At 67.0% G+C, this 17,863-nt stretch carries 16 protein-coding genes and 1 pseudogene; 7 read left to right on the top strand and 10 right to left on the bottom strand.

Going from position 1 to position 17,863, the window contains the following annotated elements:
• Nucleotides 1–19 precede the first annotated feature (19 nt).
• The 3 genes from AC3B6A_RS00525 to AC3B6A_RS00535 form a co-directional block, all read right to left on the bottom strand.
• A complete protein-coding gene (locus AC3B6A_RS00525; protein ID WP_488400379.1) occupies nt 20–736 on the bottom strand; it encodes a carbonic anhydrase in 717 nt (238 codons plus the stop codon).
• A gap of 114 nt (nt 737–850) precedes the next feature.
• A complete protein-coding gene (locus tag AC3B6A_RS00530; RefSeq protein WP_488400381.1) occupies nt 851–1,909 on the bottom strand; it encodes a PA0069 family radical SAM protein in 1,059 nt (352 codons plus the stop codon).
• Nucleotides 1,910–2,263: 354 nt separating this feature from the next.
• On the bottom strand, nt 2,264–3,856 hold the full coding sequence (locus tag AC3B6A_RS00535; RefSeq protein WP_488403744.1) for an inorganic phosphate transporter: 1,593 nt from the start codon (nt 3,854–3,856) through the stop codon (nt 2,264–2,266).
• A gap of 275 nt (nt 3,857–4,131) precedes the next feature.
• On the opposite strand from AC3B6A_RS00535, the gene AC3B6A_RS00540 reads away from it, so the two are divergent.
• Nucleotides 4,132–5,271, top strand: a complete 1,140-nt coding sequence (locus AC3B6A_RS00540; protein ID WP_488400382.1) for a hypothetical protein — start codon at nt 4,132–4,134, stop codon at nt 5,269–5,271.
• 86 nt (nt 5,272–5,357) lie between these two features.
• A complete protein-coding gene (locus tag AC3B6A_RS00545) occupies nt 5,358–6,002 on the top strand; it encodes an HAD family hydrolase (RefSeq protein ID WP_488400383.1) in 645 nt (214 codons plus the stop codon).
• A gap of 198 nt (nt 6,003–6,200) precedes the next feature.
• Here AC3B6A_RS00545 and argE read toward each other — a convergent pair whose 3' ends face one another.
• From argE to AC3B6A_RS00570, 5 genes are all read right to left on the bottom strand, one after another.
• Nucleotides 6,201–7,352 carry an acetylornithine deacetylase gene (argE, locus tag AC3B6A_RS00550; protein ID WP_488400384.1) on the bottom strand — a complete coding sequence of 384 codons (1,152 nt, stop codon included), beginning with the start codon at nt 7,350–7,352 and terminating at the stop codon, nt 6,201–6,203.
• A gap of 269 nt (nt 7,353–7,621) precedes the next feature.
• On the bottom strand, nt 7,622–8,296 hold the full coding sequence (locus tag AC3B6A_RS00555; RefSeq protein ID WP_488400385.1) for a DUF1028 domain-containing protein: 675 nt from the start codon (nt 8,294–8,296) through the stop codon (nt 7,622–7,624).
• A 106-nt stretch (nt 8,297–8,402) separates the two neighbouring features.
• On the bottom strand, nt 8,403–8,813 hold the full coding sequence (locus tag AC3B6A_RS00560) for a RidA family protein (protein WP_015474916.1): 411 nt from the start codon (nt 8,811–8,813) through the stop codon (nt 8,403–8,405).
• Nucleotides 8,814–8,816: 3 nt separating this feature from the next.
• Nucleotides 8,817–10,145: a flavin-containing monooxygenase gene (locus AC3B6A_RS00565; RefSeq protein ID WP_488400386.1), complete on the bottom strand. Its 1,329-nt coding sequence runs from the start codon at nt 10,143–10,145 to the stop codon at nt 8,817–8,819.
• 425 nt (nt 10,146–10,570) lie between these two features.
• Nucleotides 10,571–11,491: a LysR family transcriptional regulator gene (locus AC3B6A_RS00570; RefSeq protein ID WP_488400387.1), complete on the bottom strand. Its 921-nt coding sequence runs from the start codon at nt 11,489–11,491 to the stop codon at nt 10,571–10,573.
• A 136-nt stretch (nt 11,492–11,627) separates the two neighbouring features.
• On the opposite strand from AC3B6A_RS00570, the gene aptA reads away from it, so the two are divergent.
• The 5 genes and pseudogenes from aptA to AC3B6A_RS00595 form a co-directional block, all read left to right on the top strand.
• Nucleotides 11,628–12,971 (top strand): omega-aminotransferase AptA, encoded by a 1,344-nt coding sequence (gene aptA / locus AC3B6A_RS00575; RefSeq protein ID WP_488400388.1) that lies wholly within the window; start codon nt 11,628–11,630, stop codon nt 12,969–12,971.
• Nucleotides 12,972–13,280 (top strand): cupin domain-containing protein, encoded by a 309-nt coding sequence (locus AC3B6A_RS00580; RefSeq protein ID WP_488400389.1) that lies wholly within the window; start codon nt 12,972–12,974, stop codon nt 13,278–13,280. It begins immediately after the preceding gene.
• Nucleotides 13,281–13,448: 168 nt separating this feature from the next.
• Nucleotides 13,449–14,945, top strand: a complete 1,497-nt coding sequence (locus AC3B6A_RS00585; protein WP_488400390.1) for a CoA-acylating methylmalonate-semialdehyde dehydrogenase — start codon at nt 13,449–13,451, stop codon at nt 14,943–14,945.
• Between the two features lie 205 nt (nt 14,946–15,150).
• Complete coding sequence (locus tag AC3B6A_RS00590; protein WP_488400391.1) at nt 15,151–16,188, top strand: ABC transporter substrate-binding protein; 1,038 nt, start codon at nt 15,151–15,153, stop codon at nt 16,186–16,188.
• 31 nt (nt 16,189–16,219) lie between these two features.
• Nucleotides 16,220–16,345: pseudogene (locus AC3B6A_RS00595) on the top strand (hypothetical protein); the annotation flags it as partial.
• Nucleotides 16,346–16,409: 64 nt separating this feature from the next.
• Here the strand turns inward: AC3B6A_RS00595 and AC3B6A_RS00600 are convergent.
• Both AC3B6A_RS00600 and AC3B6A_RS00605 read right to left on the bottom strand, forming a co-directional pair.
• On the bottom strand, nt 16,410–16,889 hold the full coding sequence (locus AC3B6A_RS00600; protein WP_488400392.1) for an SMI1/KNR4 family protein: 480 nt from the start codon (nt 16,887–16,889) through the stop codon (nt 16,410–16,412).
• A gap of 222 nt (nt 16,890–17,111) precedes the next feature.
• On the bottom strand, nt 17,112–17,567 hold the full coding sequence (locus AC3B6A_RS00605; protein WP_488400393.1) for a BRO-N domain-containing protein: 456 nt from the start codon (nt 17,565–17,567) through the stop codon (nt 17,112–17,114).
• Nucleotides 17,568–17,863: the final 296 nt, after the last annotated feature.

Raw genomic sequence — 17,863 nt, forward strand, 5'->3', positions numbered from 1 at the left:
GCACTTCAGCGAATACCCTTCACTGCGCCGAATAGCGCGGCCTGGGCGTCGCCATCGGCATCGGGCCGTCGCCGTCCAGCGCGCGGAAGCGGCCCTGCTCGGCGTCGTAGGCCTTGATGGCGCTGGATTCGATGTCGTAGACCCAGCCGTGGATGAACAGCTGGCCGCTGGCGATGCGCGCGGCCACCGACGGGTGGGTTTTCAGGTGGTCGAGCTGGGCCACCACGTTTTCCTCGGTGAGGATGTCCAGGTGCTCGTGGGTCGCGCCGCCGCAGGTCTGCGCGACCACCGTGCGGGCGACCTCCGCATGGCGCAGCCAGGCCTTCACCGTCGGCATGCTCTCCAGGGTCTGCGGGTCGAGCACGGCCTTCATCGCGCCGCAGTCGGAATGGCCGCAGACGATGATGTGCTGCACGCCCAGCGCCATCACCGCGAACTCGATGGCGGTCGACACGCCGCCGTTCATCTGGCCATAGGGCGGCACCACGTTGCCGACGTTGCGGGTGACGAACAGGTCGCCCGGCAGGCTCTGGGTGATCAGCTCCGGAACGATGCGCGAATCGGCGCAGGTAATGAACATCGCGCGCGGGTTCTGCGCATGGGCCAGCTTCTTGAACAGCTCCTTCTGCTGCGGGAACACCTCCTGGCGGAAGTGCTGGAAGCCCTCCACGATCCGCCGCAGCGCCTCGTCCGCGCTCTCGTGGGCCTGCTCCTCACCATGGGTTTTATCGCTCATGTTTCAGCCTCGTGGATTAAGGACGAATTTCCCATGCTTGCCGACGACCTCCCGCAGGCGAAAAGGCACACGCAGGTGGAAAAAACCGGCGGTTCCTTGTCTGGCAAGGCTGATTCAGAACAGGCTCATCTGGCTGCGCGGCGGCGCGAACGCGGTGCAGTCCAGGCCGCCGCCGCTGCGGCGGTCCAGCCCCAGGCGGCGGATGGCGACGTCGAAGCGCCGCGCCAGCAGATCGGCGAACGGCCCCTGGCCACGGAAGCGCAGGCCGAAGCGGCTGTCGTGGATTTCCCCGCCGCGCACCTGGCGGATCAGGCTCATCACATGGGCGGCGCGCTGCGGGTAGTGCGCCGCCAGCCATTCCTCGAACAGCGGCCCGACTTCCCGTGGCAGGCGCAGCAGCATGTAGCTGGCGCTCTGCGCGCCGGCCTCGACGGCGGCCTCCAGCAGCGCCTCCAGCTCGCGGTCGTTGATCATCGGGATCATCGGCGAGCACAGCACCCCCACCGGAACCCCCTGCCCGCGCAGCACGCGGATCGCCCGCAGGCGCGCCGACGGCGCGGCGGCGCGGGGTTCGAGGATGCGCTTGAGCTCGTCGTCCAGGGTGGTCAGGCTGATCATCACCCGGACCAGGTTGAGCTGCGCCAGCTCGCTCAGCAGGTCGAGGTCGCGCAGGATCAGCGAGCCCTTGGTGACGATGGTCAGCGGATGGCGGAAGCGCAGCAGCACCTCGAGGATCTGCCGGGTCAGCCGCTGCTGGCGCTCGATGGGCTGGTAGGGGTCGGTGTTGGAGCCCAGGTTGATCGGCGCGCAGACGTAGCCCGGCTTGCTCAGCTCCTGCTCCAGCACGGTGGCGGCGTTGGTCTTGGCGATCAGCCGGGTCTCGAAGTCCAGCCCCGGCGACAGGTCCCAGTAGGCGTGGCTGGGCCGCGCGTAGCAATAGATGCAGCCGTGCTCGCAGCCCCGGTAAGGGTTGATCGAACGATCGAACGGCAGGTCCGGCGACTGGTTGCGGGAGATCACCGTCTTCGCCAGTTCGCTGCGGACTTCGGTCACCTGGGGCTTGGGGACCTCGTCGAACCAGTCGTTATCCACAGGCACCGAGGTGGTGGGAGCGAAGCGGTTGTGCGGATTGCTGGCGGTGCCACGGCCGCGGGGTGGGGGCGGGGAGGTCATGTGGGAAAGCTCTGACGGAATGCTGTATATAAATACAGTAATCCACGGAGTTTTCCACAGCCAGCGCGAACTGCTGAATGGTTGCCACCCGCGACCAGGGCGCCTGACCCGTAGGATGGCGTGGAGCGAAGCGATACCCATCGCGGTGGATAACGCTGCGCGTATCCACCCTACGAAGAGCGAGAAAGTCGCGGACGGATTCCTGCGGCTCCCGTAGGAGCGGACTCCGTCCGCGATTTCCGGCCCAGGACCGTGCCATGCGGTTCGCGGACAAGGTCCGCTCCTACAAAATCCATCTCGCGCGCCGTGGCTACCGGTGAAATCCCGTAGGAGCGGACCTTGTCCGCGAAAGGCTCAAAGCACCCGCGCAAACACCCAGTACAATCCCGCCGCCAAGCCGATGGCCGCCGGCAGCGTAAGCACCCAGGCCAGCAGCATGTTGCGCACGGTCGGCCACTGCAGGCCGCTGCCGTTGGCCGCCATGGTGCCCGCTACGCCGGAGGACAGCACCTGGGTGGTGGACACCGGCAGGCCGAAGCCGTCGGCGGCGCCGATGGTGAGCATCGCCACCAGCTGCGCGGCGGCGCCCTGGGCATAGGTCATTGGCGTCTTGCCGATGCCCTCGCCCACGGTGGTGACGATGCGCCGCCAGCCCACCAGGGTGCCCAGGCCCAGCGCCAGGGCGACGGCCACCTTCACCCACAGGGGAATGAAGCGGATCACCCGCTCCTCCTCGGTGCGCAGCGCCTGCAGGGTGCTCCAGGTCTCCAGCTCGACCTGCCGTCCGCCGCGGTCGAGCAGGCGGATGGTCTCCAGGCTCAGGTACAGGTCGTTGCGCAGCGCCTGCACCTCGGCGCCGGGGACCCTGGCCATCTCCCCGTAGCGTTCCAGGCGTGCGGCGACGTCGCCGATGACGACGCCCAGCGACGGCAGCAGGTCGGGCCCGGCCTGCTGGTCCTGCTGGTAGTCCAGCAGCACCTGGCGCGGGTCGCCGCTGACGCCGCCGCCGGCATGCTGCAACTGCGCCTGGCTGGCCCGGCTCAGGTTCAGCAACTGCTGGGCGTGCTCCGGGGCGTGGGCGCGATCCACGGCGAACGCCAGGGGAACGGTGGCGATCAGGATCAGCATGATCAGCCCGATGCCCTTCTGCCCGTCGTTCGAGCCGTGGGCGAAGGAGACCCCGGTGCAGGTGACGATCAGCAGCGCGCGGATCCACCAGGGCGGCGGCGTGCGCCCCTCGGGGGAGCGGAACAGCGCGCGGTTGCCGATGCCCGCGCTCATCGCCCGCAGCAGCACGAAGGCGCTGAAGAAGCCGACCAGCGGCGACAGCAGCAGCGCATAGCCCACCGTCAGCAACTGCGACCAGGCGCTGCCGGACAGCCCCAGGTGCCCGGCCATCGCGCCGTGGGCCAGGCCGATGCCGACGATCGAGCCGATCAGCGTGTGCGACGAGGAAACGGGCAGCCCCAGCCACCAGGTGCCGAGGTTCCACAGGATGGCGGCGATCAGCAGGGCGAAGATCATCGCCAGGCCGGCGCTGCTGTCCACCTTCAGCAGCAGGTCCAGCGGCAGCAGCGCGACGATGGCGAAGGCCACCGCGCCGCTGGAGAACAGCACGCCGAGGAAATTCCACAGCCCCGACCAGGCCACCGCGAAACGCGGCGGCAGCGCGTTGGTGTAGATCACCGTGGCCACCGCGTTGGCGGTGTCGTGGAAGCCGTTGATGAACTCGAAGCCCAGCGCCACCAGCAGGGCCACCGCGAGGGTCAGCGCGGGCCAGCCCGGCTGCAGTGTCGCGCCGCTGGCGCGGATGTCGTGGCCGAGGCTGGCGAAGGTGAACACCAGGGCGCCGGCCAGCAGCAGGAAGAAGGTCAGGCGCCCCTTGACGCCATGGCTCTCGCGCAGCACGGGGCTGATCGGGAACTGGGTCAGGCGCGAGGCGCGCATCGCTTCCAGCAGGCCATATCGGTCAAGCATGGTGGCTCTCCCTGCGAGGCGTGGACGGCGTGTCGGTCACGGCGAGTTCCTTTCGGCAATCCGCTACAGACTAGCCGCTTTGCCGGCGGCCGGCGCTGTGCGGCCCGGGGCGGGCGCGATGGGCGGTGCGTGGCGCCGGTGCTGCCGCCCTATACTCAAGCTGATGACCGGACGCCAGCGAGTGCCCGGCCGGGGTCAGGAGCGGGCGGCAGGTCCTTCGGACGCCGTCGAGCCGGCGAGCGGCCATGAACAGTTCGTGTTTCTCCAGCGCCATCTGGTCGCCTTGGCGGCGGTGCGGTGTCGTCGCGTTGTTCCTGCTGGCGTTGGCCGGATGCTCCCATCGCCCGCCCGAACCCGTCGTCCCGATCAGCCCGGCCACCTGGCAGCAGGTGGACGCCGAGATCGGCAGCGCTTCCCAGGCCGCTACCGCCAAGGCCCGCGCCTACGCCGAAGAGGCCATGCAGCAGTGGATGGACCTGGTCTACCAGCGCACCGACAGCCAGTTCATCCCCTGGTTTTCCAGCTACTGGACGCAGCAATGGCTGAGCATGAAGGTCGCCTGGTACAAGTTCGGCGCCAAGGGCGATCTCGACCCCACGGTGGACCGGCTCGCCGACTACCTGCAGGAGCAGTACCGCGCGCAGGTGCTGGTGCCGGTGGCGAAGGAGCTCGACCCCGACGCCATCATGGAGAGCGCCACCCGCCACTACGTCGACCTGATGACCGCCTCCCTCGACGTGCTTCCCGAGCGCCACGGCATTCCGCAGCAGGTCTTCGACGAGCACCTGAAGGGCATCCCGGCGATCTCCCTCGGCCCGCCGTCGAGCCGCGACGCCTCGCTCTACGACGTGGTGCGGGCCAAGGACGTCGGCGAGCTGCCGGCCTTCGCCGCGCTGATGCACGAGGTCCGCGCGGCGGCGGGCAAGGCCGGCGCCGGCACCAAGGTCAGCGGGGTCTCCCCGGTAGCCCAGCGCACCAGCGCCAAGCTGGTCTACGAGCTGAGGAACCGCAGCATCGCCGGGGTGGTCGCCAGCGCCGCCGGCAAGGTCGCCGGCTCGATCATCTCGGTGGCCTTCACCCTGTTCAGCCTCTCCAGCAACGACCATGACCGGCCCGAGGTGGAGACCCAGTTGCGCAAGGAGATCAACGCCGCCTTCGACGAACAGTGGCTGGCGCTGATGCACGACTCGCAGGGCGGGGTGATGGCCGGCGTCAACTACCTCGGCGGACGGATGCAGGAAAGCCTGGGCGGACAGCTGGCGCAACCGCTGGAGGAGGAGCTGGACTCCGAGGAGGTCCGCGCCTTCGGCGCTGCGCCGCCCCCACCCATCGATACCGGCGGCACCGTGCGCGTGCTGCACCAGGGCCAGGGATCGGCGCCCTGAGCCTGACGTTCGGCGCGTGACGCTTCGCCCCGGCGGCCGCGCGCAGTATCCTTGCCGCCCGACTTTCGTGGCCGGACGCCGATCCCATGCATTACCAGAACATCCTCTTCGACCTCGACGGCACCCTCACGGACCCGCGCGAGGGCATCACCCGCTCGATCCAGTACGCCCTCGCCCAGCTCGGCATCGACGAGCCGGACCTGCGCCAGCTCGAACACTTCATCGGCCCGCCGCTGCTGCAGTGCTTCATGAGCACCTACGACTTCGACGAGGCCCGCGCCTGGGCGGCGGTGAATCACTACCGCGTGCGTTTCAAGGACACCGGGCTGTACGAGAACAGAGTGTTCGACGGCGTGGCCGAGCTGCTGCAACTGCTCGCCGGCCAGGGCCGCACGCTGTACATCTGCACCAGCAAGCCGACCGTGTTCGCCGCCGAGATCGCCCGCCACTTCGACTTCGCCCGGCATTTCCGGGTGATCTACGGCAGCGAGCTGGACGGCACCCGCACCAACAAGGTCGAGCTGATCGAGCACCTGCTCGGCATCGAGGGCCTCGATCCGCGGCAGACGCTGATGATCGGCGATCGCAAGCACGACCTGATCGGCGCGCATCGCAACGGCCTGTCCGCCGCCGGCGTGGGCTATGGCTTCGGCAGCCGCGAGGAGCTGCTGGCGGAAAGCCCGGCGCATTACTTCGCGAGCATGGACGAACTGCGCGCGGCGTTTGCCTGATACTCCTCAGCCGGGGTTGGTTCGCGAGCAAGCTCGCTCCTACAGGTCTGCCACGGGCTGCTTTTCGTAGGAGCGAGCTTGCTCGCGAACCTGATTCGGGAGAAGGCTCTCGTAGGAGCGGACCTTGTCCGCGAAATCCCGGCGAAGCCGGGACCAGGAGCATCGCGGATAAGATCCGCTCCTACGAAGAGCCGGGGCTCAGCCGCGCAGCCACTCCGCCAACCGCCCCATCATTTCATCGCACCTGGCCAACTGCTCCAGGCTGACGAATTCGTCCGGCTTGTGCCCCTGATCCATGCTGCCCGGGCCGCAGACCACGGTGGGAATGCCGGCCTGGTCGAACAGCCCGCCCTCGGTGCCGTAGGCTACGGTGGAGAACTCGCGGGAGCCAGTGAGCCGCGCGATCAGCTCGGCGGCCTGGGCCTGCTGGTCGGTGACCAGCGCCGGGTAGGCGGACAGCTCGCTGAAGCGGATATCCGCCTCGGCCTTCACCGCGCGCATCTTCGGCAGCAGCTCGGCCTCGGCGTAGTCGCGCAGGTCGTCGGCGACCTGCTGCGGGTCGTCGCTGGGCAGCGCGCGCACCTCGAAATCGAACTGGCACTCGGCCGGCACGATGTTCAGCGCGCGGCCGCCGCTGATCACGCCGGTCTGCACGGTGGAGTAGGGCGGGTCGAAGCGCGGGTCGTGGCGCTCCGGCGCGGCCAGGCGGGCGCCGATCTCGCCGAGGCGGCCGATCAGCTTCGCCGCGTATTCGATGGCGTTCACGCCCTGCGGCGCATAGGCCGAGTGGCAGGCGGCGCCGTGCACCTGGCAGCGCATCGCCAGCTTGCCCTTGTGCCCGAGCACCGGCCTGAGTTCGGTGGGTTCGCCGATGATGCACAGCAGCGGCTTGTGCTCGCGCTGCTCCAGCGCGGCGAGCAGCGAGCGCACGCCGAGGCAGCCGACCTCCTCGTCGTAGGAGAACGCCAGGTGCACCGGCAGGCGCAGCGGCCGGGCGAGGAAGGCCGGCACCGCCGCCAGTACGCAGGCGATGTAGCCCTTCATGTCCGCCGTGCCGCGCCCGTAGAGGCGGCCGTCGCGCTCGGTCAGCTCGAACGGCGGGCCCGTCCACGGCTGGCCGTCGGTGGGCACCACGTCGGTGTGGCCGGACAGGCACACGCCGCCGCGATCCTGCGGGCCCAGCGTGGCGTAGAGGTTGGCCTTGCGCCCGTCGGCGTCGTGGAACAGCTCGCAGGCGATGCCGAAGCCGGCGAGGTAGTCGCGGATGTACTCGATCAGCGCCAGGTTGGAGTTGCGGCTGACGGTGTCGAAGGCGATCAGGTCGGCGAGGATTTCACGGCTGGAAGGCATGTTCAGGTCCTGCATGAAGGCTTCTTTGTAGGAGCGAGGGGGACGCCAAGTTCTTGCTCGCGAACAAACTCCGCTGCGAGGCCGGGTTCGCGAGCCCGTAGGATGGGTGGAGCTTGCGATACCCATCGGCATTGCCTGCACGGTCATCGATGGGTATCGCTTCGCTCCACGCCATCCTACGGCGCTCTTTCGCAGGAGCGGACTCCGTCCGCGATTCGGGCCGGCGGCGCCGGCATCGCGGATGAATCCGCTCCTACGGGGGCGTGGCGTTACTCGTCGCCCGGCACGCCGTAGCTCGGCGCCTTGGTCGGGTCGAGGGCGCGGGTCAGGTAGTCCTCCAGTTGCGGCTTGTAGGCCACCCAGAGTTTTTCCAGTTCGTCAATCGGCGCCTCGTCGGCCCAGTCCACGCGCAGGTCGACGATCGGCCAGACCAGGTCGCCGACCACCTTCAGCGCCGCCGAATGCACCGGGCCGGCTTCGCCACCGGCGGCCATCGCCGCCTGCATGGCGGCCAGCAGGCGCTCGGCGAGGCAGCCGTTGGCGCTTTCGAAGGCCTTGGTCATGGCCTCGATCACGGCGGGCGAGGACAGCAGGTTGCCCGCCGCCACGCAGTTTTCCCCGGCTACGGCGTTGTACACGCCCAGGGCTTCGCTGCCGGTGAACAGCGCGACCTTGCCGTGCTGGTCGATCACCGTCACCTGGCGGTACTGGCTGTAGCCGTTGCTGGACAGCGCCTTGTCCAGCGCAGCGCCCGGTTCGAGGCCGGCTTCCAGCTGGTCGAGGATCTGCGGGCCGAGGGCCGGCAGGGTGATGTTCTGCGTGGCCACTGCGCCGACCCCGGCGCGCACCCAGGGGCAGCGGGCGCCCACGGCGATGCTCGAGGAGCTGATGGCGATACCCAGTTGTCCGGTTTCGGCGCAGCGGCCGACGATGGAGAAGGTCATGTTGGCTCCTTGTTTGCTGTTCTTGTCGATCAAGCGCTACAGGCACAAACGACGAAGCGGCGAGGCAGGAAATCCCGCGTCGCCGCCGCGCTTTTCAGTTCATCGATCAGTCCGGGATCACTGCGATCACGTCGATCTCCATCAGCCACTGCGGCTGACCCAGGGCCGAGACCACCAGGCCGGTGGAGATCGGGAACACGCCCTTCAGCCACTTGCCGACTTCCTGGTACACCGGCTCGCGGTAGCGCGGGTCGATGAGGTAGGTGGTGGTCTTGACGATGTGCGACAGGTCGCTGCCGGCCTCTTCCAGCAACTGCTTGACGTTCTTCATCGCCTGCTCGGCCTGGGCGCGCGGGTCGCCCAGTCCTACGAGATTGCCCTCGAAATCGGTGCCGACCTGGCCGCGCACGTACACGGTGTTGCCGGCGCGCACGGCCTGGCAGAGGTCGTTGTCCAGGGTCTGGTTCGGGTAGGTGTCCTTGGTGTTGAACATGCGGATGCGGGTGTGGGTAGGCATCTCTTACTCCCAGGAAGCGGCTTTCTGAACGGAGGCTTCGCGCTGCGAAGCGTCCTGGTATTCGACATAACGGCGTTGGGTGGCGATGTGCCCGGCGACGTGCTTGGCGTCGTGCCACACCCCCCAGATGAACGAGGAGCCCCGGCGCGACAGCCACGGCAGGCCGACGAAGTACACGCCCGGCTCGCGGGACACGCCGCGCTGGTGCCTGGGCTTGCCCTTGGCGTCGAAGGCGTCGACCTGCAGCCAGTCGAAGTCCACGGCGTAGCCGGTGGCCCAGATGATCGAGGTGATGCCGGCGGCGGCGAGGTCCAGTTCGAGGATCGGCTGGCGGATGCACTCGGCGTCCGGGTAGGTCTTGCGGGCGTCCGGCTCTTCCGGCAGGTCCAGGCCGTTGCGCTCGATGTAGGCATCGGCGGCGTCGAGCAGGCCGAGGTAGTTCTCGTCGCCGGCCTGGAGGTTCTTCACCAGGTCGTCCTGGAAGCTCACCTTGCCGTCGGCGAAGGCCTTGGTCAGGCCGGTCAGGGTGATGCCCTCGTTGGCCAGGCGGCGGAAGTCGATGGTCTCGCCGCCACGCGCGCCGCTCACGGCGATGGTCACGTGCTCGCGGCCCGGCTGCACTTCCTCGGCGTCCCACAGGCCGAGCACGCCCAGCCACCAGACGAAGTCGCGGTTGCGGTAGGAGCGCGGCGGGCGGTCATGGGCGCCCACGGAGAGGAACACCTGCTTGCCGGCGCGGTTCAGCTCGTCGGCGATCTGCACGCCGGAGGAACCGGCGCCGATCACCAGCACGGCGCCTTCGGGCAGCTGCTGCGGGTTGTAGTAACGGGCCGAGTGGATCTGCTGGATGTCGGCGTCCTTCGGCGCGATGGCCGGGATCACCGGGCGCTGGAACGGGCCGGTGGCCGACACCACGCGCTGGGCCTGGATCGTGCCCTCGGAGGTTTCCACGGTGAAGCCGGGGCGGCCTTCGTTGCGGGTGACCTTCTTCACTTCCACGCCGGTGCGGATCGGCGCGTTGAACTGCTTGGCGTAGGCGACGAAATAGTCCGCCACCTGCTCCTTGGCCGGGAACTCGTCCGGGCCGACCGGGAATTCCATGTTCGGGAAGCGGTCGTGCCAGGCCGGGCCGTTGGCCACCAGCGAATCCCAGCGGCCGCTGCGCCAGGCTTCGGCGATGCGGCTCTTCTCCAGCACGATGTGCGGCACGCCCAGGGCGGTCAGGTGTTCGCTCATGGCCACGCCGGCCTGACCGGCGCCGACGACCAGCGTATCGATTTCCAGGTTATCAAGCGCCTTCTTGCCGAAGGTGCCTGGATTCAGGTCGGTCATGGCTTGCTTCCTCGGGCTCTGTTCTCGTTGTTCTGCGTATCGCGGCCAGTGCCGCGGTGTTGGCCGCATTCTGTTCAGAGCCCGGGAATAGCGAAATTATGTTTTTTGTAGTCGCTGGCTAGGGAAAAACTGCGCCCACGCGAACCCCGCGGCCCGCGGGCTGCAAGCGAGGGGTTATAGGATTTCTGGTGCCTGGGACGACAAATTGGCTAGGCAGGACGGGGCTTGCAGCCGCAACCGGCTCTTCGTTGGAGCGAGCTTGCTCGCGAACCGGACCCCGCAGCGAAGCTGTGCGCGAGCTTTGTAGGATGGGTGGAGCGCAGCGATACCCATGCTGCCAGTGCGCCGGATTGATGGGTATCGCTGCGCTCCACGCCATCCTACGAAGGCATTCATCCTGAACATCAGGCGCGGGGACTCTGCAGTCAGCGACTCTCCGCCACCGCCTCGAGGAACCGCTCCAGCACCAGGTTCGGCCGGCGGCCCTTGCGGGTCACCACGGTCAGCGGGATGTCGTAGTGGAAGCGCTCCGGGCGCAGGGCGCGCATGCGGCCCTGGGCGACCCAGTCGGCGGCGTAGTGGTCGGGCAGGTAGCCGATGTAGCTGCCGGTGAGGATCAGGAAGGCCAGGCCCTCGCGGTCGGAGGCGCCGGCGCTGCCGCTCAGCTCCTGGTGCCGCTCCTGGGCCTCGGCGGGGATGCGGTAGCTGGGCGCCACGGCGTCGCAGGCGTGGATTTCCTCCACCGTGATGCTGGCGTCGTCGCGCCCGAACAGCGGGTGCTCGCGGCTGCAGAACAGCAGCGAACGTTCCTCGTACAGCGCCGAATACTCCAGCCCCGACAGCGGACTGATCAGCGGCACCACGCCCACGTGCAGGCGCCCGTCGAGCACGCCCAGCTCGATCTCGTTGGGCGTGGTCATGCCGATGTTGATCCGCACCCCCGGCCCGCTGGCCTTGAGCGCGCGCAGGGCGTGGGTGATGCGCATCTGCGGCAGGGTCACCAGGTTGTTGATGATGCCGATGTTCAGCGCGCCACGCAGGTGCTGGTGCAGCTCGTTGACCTCCGCGCGAAAGCCCTCCAGCGCCGCCAGCAGCGACTGGGTGGCGCGGTACACCTCGCGGCCCTCGTCGGTCATGGCGAAGCCGGCGCGGCCGCGCTGGCACAGGCGCATCCCCAGGCGCTTCTCCAGGTCGCCCATGTGCAGGCTGATGGCCGAGCGGCTGATGCCCAGCGTGCTTTCCGCGGCGGAGAAGCTGCCGCACTCGACGATGGTCTTGAAGATGCGCAACAGGCGGATTTCGAAGTCACTGACCTGGCCCAGGGAAGGGGCGCGGGGTTTAGCCATTTTGTTTTACCAATTCGAAACTGAAGGTAAGAAGAATAGGCTTTAACTCACGTTTAGTCAGGCTCAATCTTGGTCCATCGCAGCAGGCGTGACGCGGCCTGCGCGCCCAACAAGACTGTCGTCGAGGACCCGCTCCATGAACCAGCACGTGAACCTCACCCCGTCGGTGGCCGGCCTGAACCTCAAGCATCACTGGATGCCCTTCAGCGCCAACCGCAACTTCCAGAAAGACCCGCGCATCATCGTCGCCGCCGAAGGCAGCTACCTGGTCGACGACAAGGGCCGCAGGATCTACGACAGCCTCTCCGGCCTGTGGACCTGCGGCGCCGGTCACTCGCGCAAGGAAATCGCCGACGCGGTGGCCAGGCAGATCGGCACCCTCGACTACTCCCCGGGCTTCCAGTACGGCCACCCGCTGTCCTTCCAGCTGGCCGAGAAGATCGCCAACCTGACCCCCGGCAACCTCGACCACGTGTTCTTCACCGGCTCGGGTTCCGAGTGCGCCGACACCGCCATCAAGATGGCCCGTGCCTACTGGCGCATCAAAGGCCAGGCGCAGAAGACCAAGCTGATCGGCCGCGCCCGTGGCTACCACGGCGTGAACGTCGCCGGCACCGCCCTGGGCGGCATCGGCGGCAACCGCAAGATGTTCGGCCAGCTGATGGACGTCGACCACCTGCCGCACACCCTGCAGCCGGGCATGGCCTTCACCAAGGGCATGGCCGAGACCGGCGGCGTCGAGCTGGCCAACGAGCTGCTGAAGCTGATCGAGCTGCATGACGCCTCCAACATCGCCGCCGTCATCGTCGAGCCGATGTCCGGTTCCGCCGGTGTGCTGGTGCCGCCCAAGGGCTACCTGCAGCGCCTGCGCGAAATCTGCGACCAGCACAACATCCTGCTGATCTTCGACGAAGTGATCACCGCCTTCGGCCGCATGGGCAAGGCCACCGGCGCCGAATACTTCGGCGTGACCCCGGACATCATGAACGTCGCCAAACAGGTCACCAACGGCGCCATTCCGATGGGCGCGGTGATCGCCAACCGCGAAATCTACGACACCTTCATGGGCCAGAACCTGCCGGAATACGCCGTCGAGTTCGGCCACGGCTACACCTACTCCGCGCACCCGGTCGCCTGCGCCGCCGGCATCGCCGCGCTGGACCTGCTGGAGAAGGAAAACCTCATCCAGCAGTCCCTGGAGCTGGCGCCCTACTTCGAGAAGGCCCTCCACGGCCTGAAGGGCGCGAAGAACGTCATCGACATCCGCAACTGCGGCCTGGCCGGCGCGATCCAGATCGCCGGCCGCGACGGCGACGCCATCGTGCGTCCGTTCGAAGCCAGCATGAAGCTGTGGAAGGAAGGCTTCTACGTGCGCTTCGGCGGCGACACCCTGCAGTTCGGCCCGACCTTCAACGCCAAGCCCGAAGACCTGGACCGCCTGTTCAGCGCCGTCGGCGACGCCCTCAACGGAGTGGCATAAGTGAGCGAGCGCCCGCAGGCCGTGCCGACGGTGCAGATCGACAACGACAAGGTCCTGGTCACCGAGTGGCGCTTCGCCCCCGGTGCCGAGACCGGCTGGCACCGCCACGGCATGGAATATGTCGTGGTCCCGGTGACCAACGGTGAACTGCTGTTGCAGACCCCCGAGGGCGAGCGGCGCGCGCCGCTGGTTCTGGGCCAGAGCTACACCCGCCAGATCGGCACCGAGCACAACGTGATCAACCCGTGCGATCACGAAGTGGCCTTCATCGAGATCGAGCTCAAGGGCGGACAGCCGCACGAGCATTGAGCGCGCGGGCACGCAAGCAGGCAGCGCCGGACGAGTCGCCTTAGAGTGGCCGCCCCGGCGGGCCCCGCTGCCCAGCACCGTATAAATCCCCTCTCCCCCGGGAGAGGGTCAGGGAGAGGGACGCCTGAAAGCGTCCCGCCCCACACTTTCAGCGAGAAGAGACAGCACATGAGCACCGTCAAGCACCTGATCGGCGGCGAACTGATCGCCGACACCGGCCGCAGCGCCGACGTCTTCAACCCGTCCACCGGCGAAGCCGTGCGCAAGGTCCCCCTGGCCAGCCGCGCCACCGTACAGAAGGCCATCGACGCCGCCAAGGCCGCCTTCCCGGCCTGGCGCAACACCCCGCCGGCCAAGCGTGCCCAGGTCCTGTTCCGCTTCAAGCAGCTGCTCGAAGCCAACGAAGCGCGCATCGCCCAGCTGATCAGCGAAGAACACGGCAAGACCCTCGAAGACGCCGCCGGCGAGCTCAAGCGCGGCATCGAGAACGTCGAATACGCCAGCGCCGCCCCGGAAATCCTCAAGGGCGAATACAGCCGCAACGTCGGCCCGAACATCGACGCCTGGAGCGATTTCCAGCCCATCGGCGTGGTCGCCGGCATCACCCCGTTCAACTTCCCGGCGATGGTTCCGCTGTGGATGTACCCGCTGGCCATCGCCTGCGGCAACACCTTCGTGCTCAAGCCCTCCGAGCGCGACCCGAGCTCCACCCTGCTGATCGCCGAACTGTTCGAGGAAGCCGGCCTGCCCAAGGGCGTGCTGAACGTCGTGCACGGCGACAAGGAAGCCGTGGACGCGCTGATCGAGGCCCCGGAAGTGAAGGCCCTGAGCTTCGTCGGCTCGACCCCGATCGCCGAATACATCTATTCCGAAGGCACCAAACGCGGCAAGCGCGTGCAGGCCCTGGGCGGCGCCAAGAACCACGCCGTGCTGATGCCCGACTGCGACCTGGACAACGCCGTCAGTGCCCTGATGGGCGCGGCCTACGGCTCCTGCGGCGAGCGCTGCATGGCCATCTCCGTGGCCGTCTGCGTGGGCGACCAGATCGCCGACGCGCTGGTCGAGAAGATCGTTCCGCAGGTCAAGGCCCTGAAGATCGGCGCCGGCACCTCCCGCGGCCTCGACATGGGCCCGCTGGTCACCGGCGCGGCGCAGGCCAAGGTCACCGGCTACATCGACGCCGGCGTCGAACAGGGCGCCACGCTGCTGGTGGACGGCCGTGGCTACAAGGTCGCCGGTCACGAGAACGGCTTCTTCGTCGGCGGCACCCTGTTCGACCGCGTGACCACCGAGATGAGCATCTACAAGGAAGAAATCTTCGGCCCGGTGCTGTGCATCGTGCGCGTGAACAGCCTCGAAGAAGCCATGAAGCTGATCAACGACCACGAATACGGCAACGGCACCTGCATCTTCACCCGCGACGGTGAAGCGGCCCGCCTGTTCTGCGACGAGATCGAAGTCGGCATGGTCGGCGTCAACGTGCCGCTGCCGGTGCCGGTGGCCTACCACAGCTTCGGCGGCTGGAAGCGCTCGCTGTTCGGCGACCTCCACGCCTACGGCCCGGACGGCGTGCGCTTCTACACCAAGCGCAAGGCCATCACCCAGCGCTGGCCGCAGCGCAAGTCGCACGAAGCCGCGCAGTTCGCCTTCCCCAGCAACGGCTGAGGCTGACGAAAAAGGCATGGTCGATCCCGACCATGCCTTTTTTCTTTCCACCCCCTGACACCGCATACACGGCGATCCGCGCATCGCCGGGGCCCTGGCCGCGCCCACGACAAGCAAGCGACCAACCACTGTAGGCATCGAGCGCCGGTTCGCCGGCACCCCGAACGTAATGGACGCAACACCCTGCGATGTGGAGACAACAATAATGACCAAGATCCTCAAGCTCACCTCCCTGGCGATCGCCCTCGCCGCCACCGGCCAGTCGTTCGCTGGCGACCTCACCGTCGTGTCCTTCGGCGGCGCCAACAAGGACGCCCAGGTCCAGGCGTTCTACACCCCCTGGCAGCAGAGCAGCGGCAACCGCCTGGTGTCCGGCGAATACAACGGTGAAATGGCCAAGATCAAGGCGATGGTCGACACCGGCAGCGTCGCCTGGAACGTCGTTGAAGTGGAAGGCGCCGAACTTGCCCGTGGCTGTGACGAGGGCATGTTCGAAGAGCTCGACCCGGCGCAGATCGGCCTCAGGCAGGAGGACTTCGTGCCCGGAGCGATCCAGCCCTGCGGCATCGGCTTCCTTGTCTACTCCACGGTGCTTGCCTACAACCGCAACAAGCTCGCCAGCGCGCCGACCAGCTGGAGCGATTTCTGGGACGTCGAGAAATTCCCCGGCAAGCGCGGCCTGCGCAAGCTGGCCAAGTCCACCCTGGAATTCGCCCTGCTCGCCGACGGCGTGAAGCCCGGCGAGGTCTACCAGGTGCTCGCCACCCCGCAGGGCCAGGACCGCGCCTTCGCCAAGCTCGACCAGATCAAGCCCTACATCCAGTGGTGGGAGGCCGGCGCGCAGCCGCCACAATTCCTCGCCGCCGGCGACGTGGTGATGAGCTCGGTCTACAACGGCCGCCTCTCCGCCCAGCAGCGTCAGCAGTACGGCCTGGACATCGTGTGGAACGGCGGCATCTACGAGTTCGACTCCTGGGCCATCCCCAAGGGCGCGCCGCAGCAGGACATGACTCGCCAGTTCATCGGCTACACCCTCGCACCCGAGCAGCAGAAGAGCTTCTCCCAGCACATCGACTACGGCGCCGCCAACCTCAAGGGGACGGAGCTGCTGGACGCGAAACGCGTGGCCGAGCTGCCCACCGCACCGGAAAACATCGCCCAGCAGATCCCGGTGGATGTGGGCTTCTGGACCGACCATGGCGAGCAGTTGGAGCAGCGCTTCAACGCCTGGGCGGCGCGGTGAGTTAGCGCTTGAGAGGAGGTCGCCTGTTTGCGGCGACCTCCATGTCTAGGGGCAGGACGGTGTGCGCTTCTACACCAAGCGCAAGGCCATCACCCAGCGCTGGCCGCAGCGCAAGTCGCGCAGTTCGCCTTCTCCAGCAATGGTTGATGGTGAGTAAGTGAAAGAAAAGGCCGGTCGAATGACCGGCCTTTTTATTCTTGCTGTCGCGTCCTGAAAATGCTCTAGGCTAGCTCCAACTTCCCGGATTCCATGGTTTCCACCAGGTTGCGCAGCCAGTCTTCCAGTGTTGCTGCGACGACGTTGCGTCGCGCCTCATCGTGCCAAAAGTCGATGATCCGGCCCGCTGAGCCAGGCAACGTATCAAGGCAGAAATGATCACCACCAAAGCTCTGGGTGAATGGCACCCACTCGTACTTCCACCACTCCGGGTCTTCAAAGTCAAAACCGATCATCCCGTCGAGCTCCAACTTGCTGCTCAGGCTGTCTTCGACAGAGATGAACATGTGATTGGCAAACAGTGCTTCCTCGGTGGTCCCATTCTTCCATGACCAGAGCGCCCGCAGCTCCGTAGGCAGTGCGATACCCGTCTGGCGCTCGTAGTCGTCCAGTGCAGAGCCCGATACACCGGGGGCTAGCGTTGCGTAATAGGCTGGCCGGTGTTGTTGCAACCAACGATCCGCGCGGATGATGAGATTCTGCATGTCAGAGACTTCCATGATGGTTCGATAGGAGAACCCTAAGAGCGGAGACTGCAAGGGCGCTACGCCTACTTACGCACACTTCTTTGCGCCATTTCGCCGTAGACAATAAGGCCCGCGATCAGCCCAGCTGCTTTTTAAGATAGATGCGCTGGTGCCCCGGCGGGCTCTTCGAGCACGCCCATGCGCCCGAAGCCCTGTTTCTCGTAGCAGCGGCTCAAGCGTTCACTGGGGGCAATCAAGCATTCGCGGAACTTCCTCCCAGCGCATCCACAGGCCGCCTTGCCAGTTCAGGAGCATCAGGCGTCGTTTTTCCCAGGTGAGCATCACGCGGCGGGGAATTTCGGATTCCGGCGTGTATTCATCGCGCAGCGTCGGGATGACATCGTGTGAAAGCCAGCGGTCGAGCGCTTCGAGCTCCGGGTGGCCGAAGCGCACCAAGGCTTTGTAGACGGCGGCTTCGCTGAGCAGGACGGTTTCCTCTTCGCTGCCGGTGCGGTAGGCGAGGCGGACGGTTTGGGATTCGTGGGGGAAGAAGCGGTGGTGGAAGCTGTCGGGGTATTGAACGGACAGTAATCGGGCAATATCGCGGGCGGCGAACCAGGCTTGGTTGTCGATCATCACGCCGCGCAGGAAGCGTTTGTGGCGATTGAAGAAGGTTGGGGTGTATGCGTCGTGCATGAGGTAGAGCTCCGTTATCGATAGAGAGCTGCCACCTGCGTCGCCAAACATAGGGTGGCAGACCGCGCGGGGTTGGCGAACCGGCTAACGGGAAACCGGCAGACCCGAAGGTCTCCCCGCGCGATCCGCCATTAAGCGTTGCAGAAAATTCTGCACGTGCGGGGGCCTGCAAGAGCATTCGCTGTTCTCGCAAGCACCGTTAGGCGCTATCGCGCCGTTAGTTCCGAGTCGCCAAACCCGGCCACGGGATTGACCGTGACCGCCGCAGGATAGGGATGCGCCGGGGTGCCGGCAAG

The organism is Pseudomonas sp. B12(2026) (assembly GCF_057767015.1).

Coding starts and splice junctions, on each gene's coding strand:
- AC3B6A_RS00525 (WP_488400379.1), bottom strand. CDS start 736: ATGAGCGATAAAACCCATGGTGAGGAGCAGGCCCACGAGAGCGCGGAC.
- AC3B6A_RS00530 (WP_488400381.1), bottom strand. CDS start 1,909: ATGACCTCCCCGCCCCCACCCCGCGGCCGTGGCACCGCCAGCAATCCG.
- AC3B6A_RS00535 (WP_488403744.1), bottom strand. CDS start 3,856: ATGCGCGCCTCGCGCCTGACCCAGTTCCCGATCAGCCCCGTGCTGCGC.
- AC3B6A_RS00540 (WP_488400382.1), top strand. CDS start 4,132: ATGAACAGTTCGTGTTTCTCCAGCGCCATCTGGTCGCCTTGGCGGCGG.
- AC3B6A_RS00545 (WP_488400383.1), top strand. CDS start 5,358: ATGCATTACCAGAACATCCTCTTCGACCTCGACGGCACCCTCACGGAC.
- argE (WP_488400384.1), bottom strand. CDS start 7,352: ATGCCTTCCAGCCGTGAAATCCTCGCCGACCTGATCGCCTTCGACACC.
- AC3B6A_RS00555 (WP_488400385.1), bottom strand. CDS start 8,296: ATGACCTTCTCCATCGTCGGCCGCTGCGCCGAAACCGGACAACTGGGT.
- AC3B6A_RS00560 (WP_015474916.1), bottom strand. CDS start 8,813: ATGCCTACCCACACCCGCATCCGCATGTTCAACACCAAGGACACCTAC.
- AC3B6A_RS00565 (WP_488400386.1), bottom strand. CDS start 10,145: ATGACCGACCTGAATCCAGGCACCTTCGGCAAGAAGGCGCTTGATAAC.
- AC3B6A_RS00570 (WP_488400387.1), bottom strand. CDS start 11,491: ATGGCTAAACCCCGCGCCCCTTCCCTGGGCCAGGTCAGTGACTTCGAA.
- aptA (WP_488400388.1), top strand. CDS start 11,628: ATGAACCAGCACGTGAACCTCACCCCGTCGGTGGCCGGCCTGAACCTC.
- AC3B6A_RS00585 (WP_488400390.1), top strand. CDS start 13,449: ATGAGCACCGTCAAGCACCTGATCGGCGGCGAACTGATCGCCGACACC.
- AC3B6A_RS00590 (WP_488400391.1), top strand. CDS start 15,151: ATGACCAAGATCCTCAAGCTCACCTCCCTGGCGATCGCCCTCGCCGCC.
- AC3B6A_RS00600 (WP_488400392.1), bottom strand. CDS start 16,889: ATGCAGAATCTCATCATCCGCGCGGATCGTTGGTTGCAACAACACCGG.
- AC3B6A_RS00605 (WP_488400393.1), bottom strand. CDS start 17,567: ATGCACGACGCATACACCCCAACCTTCTTCAATCGCCACAAACGCTTC.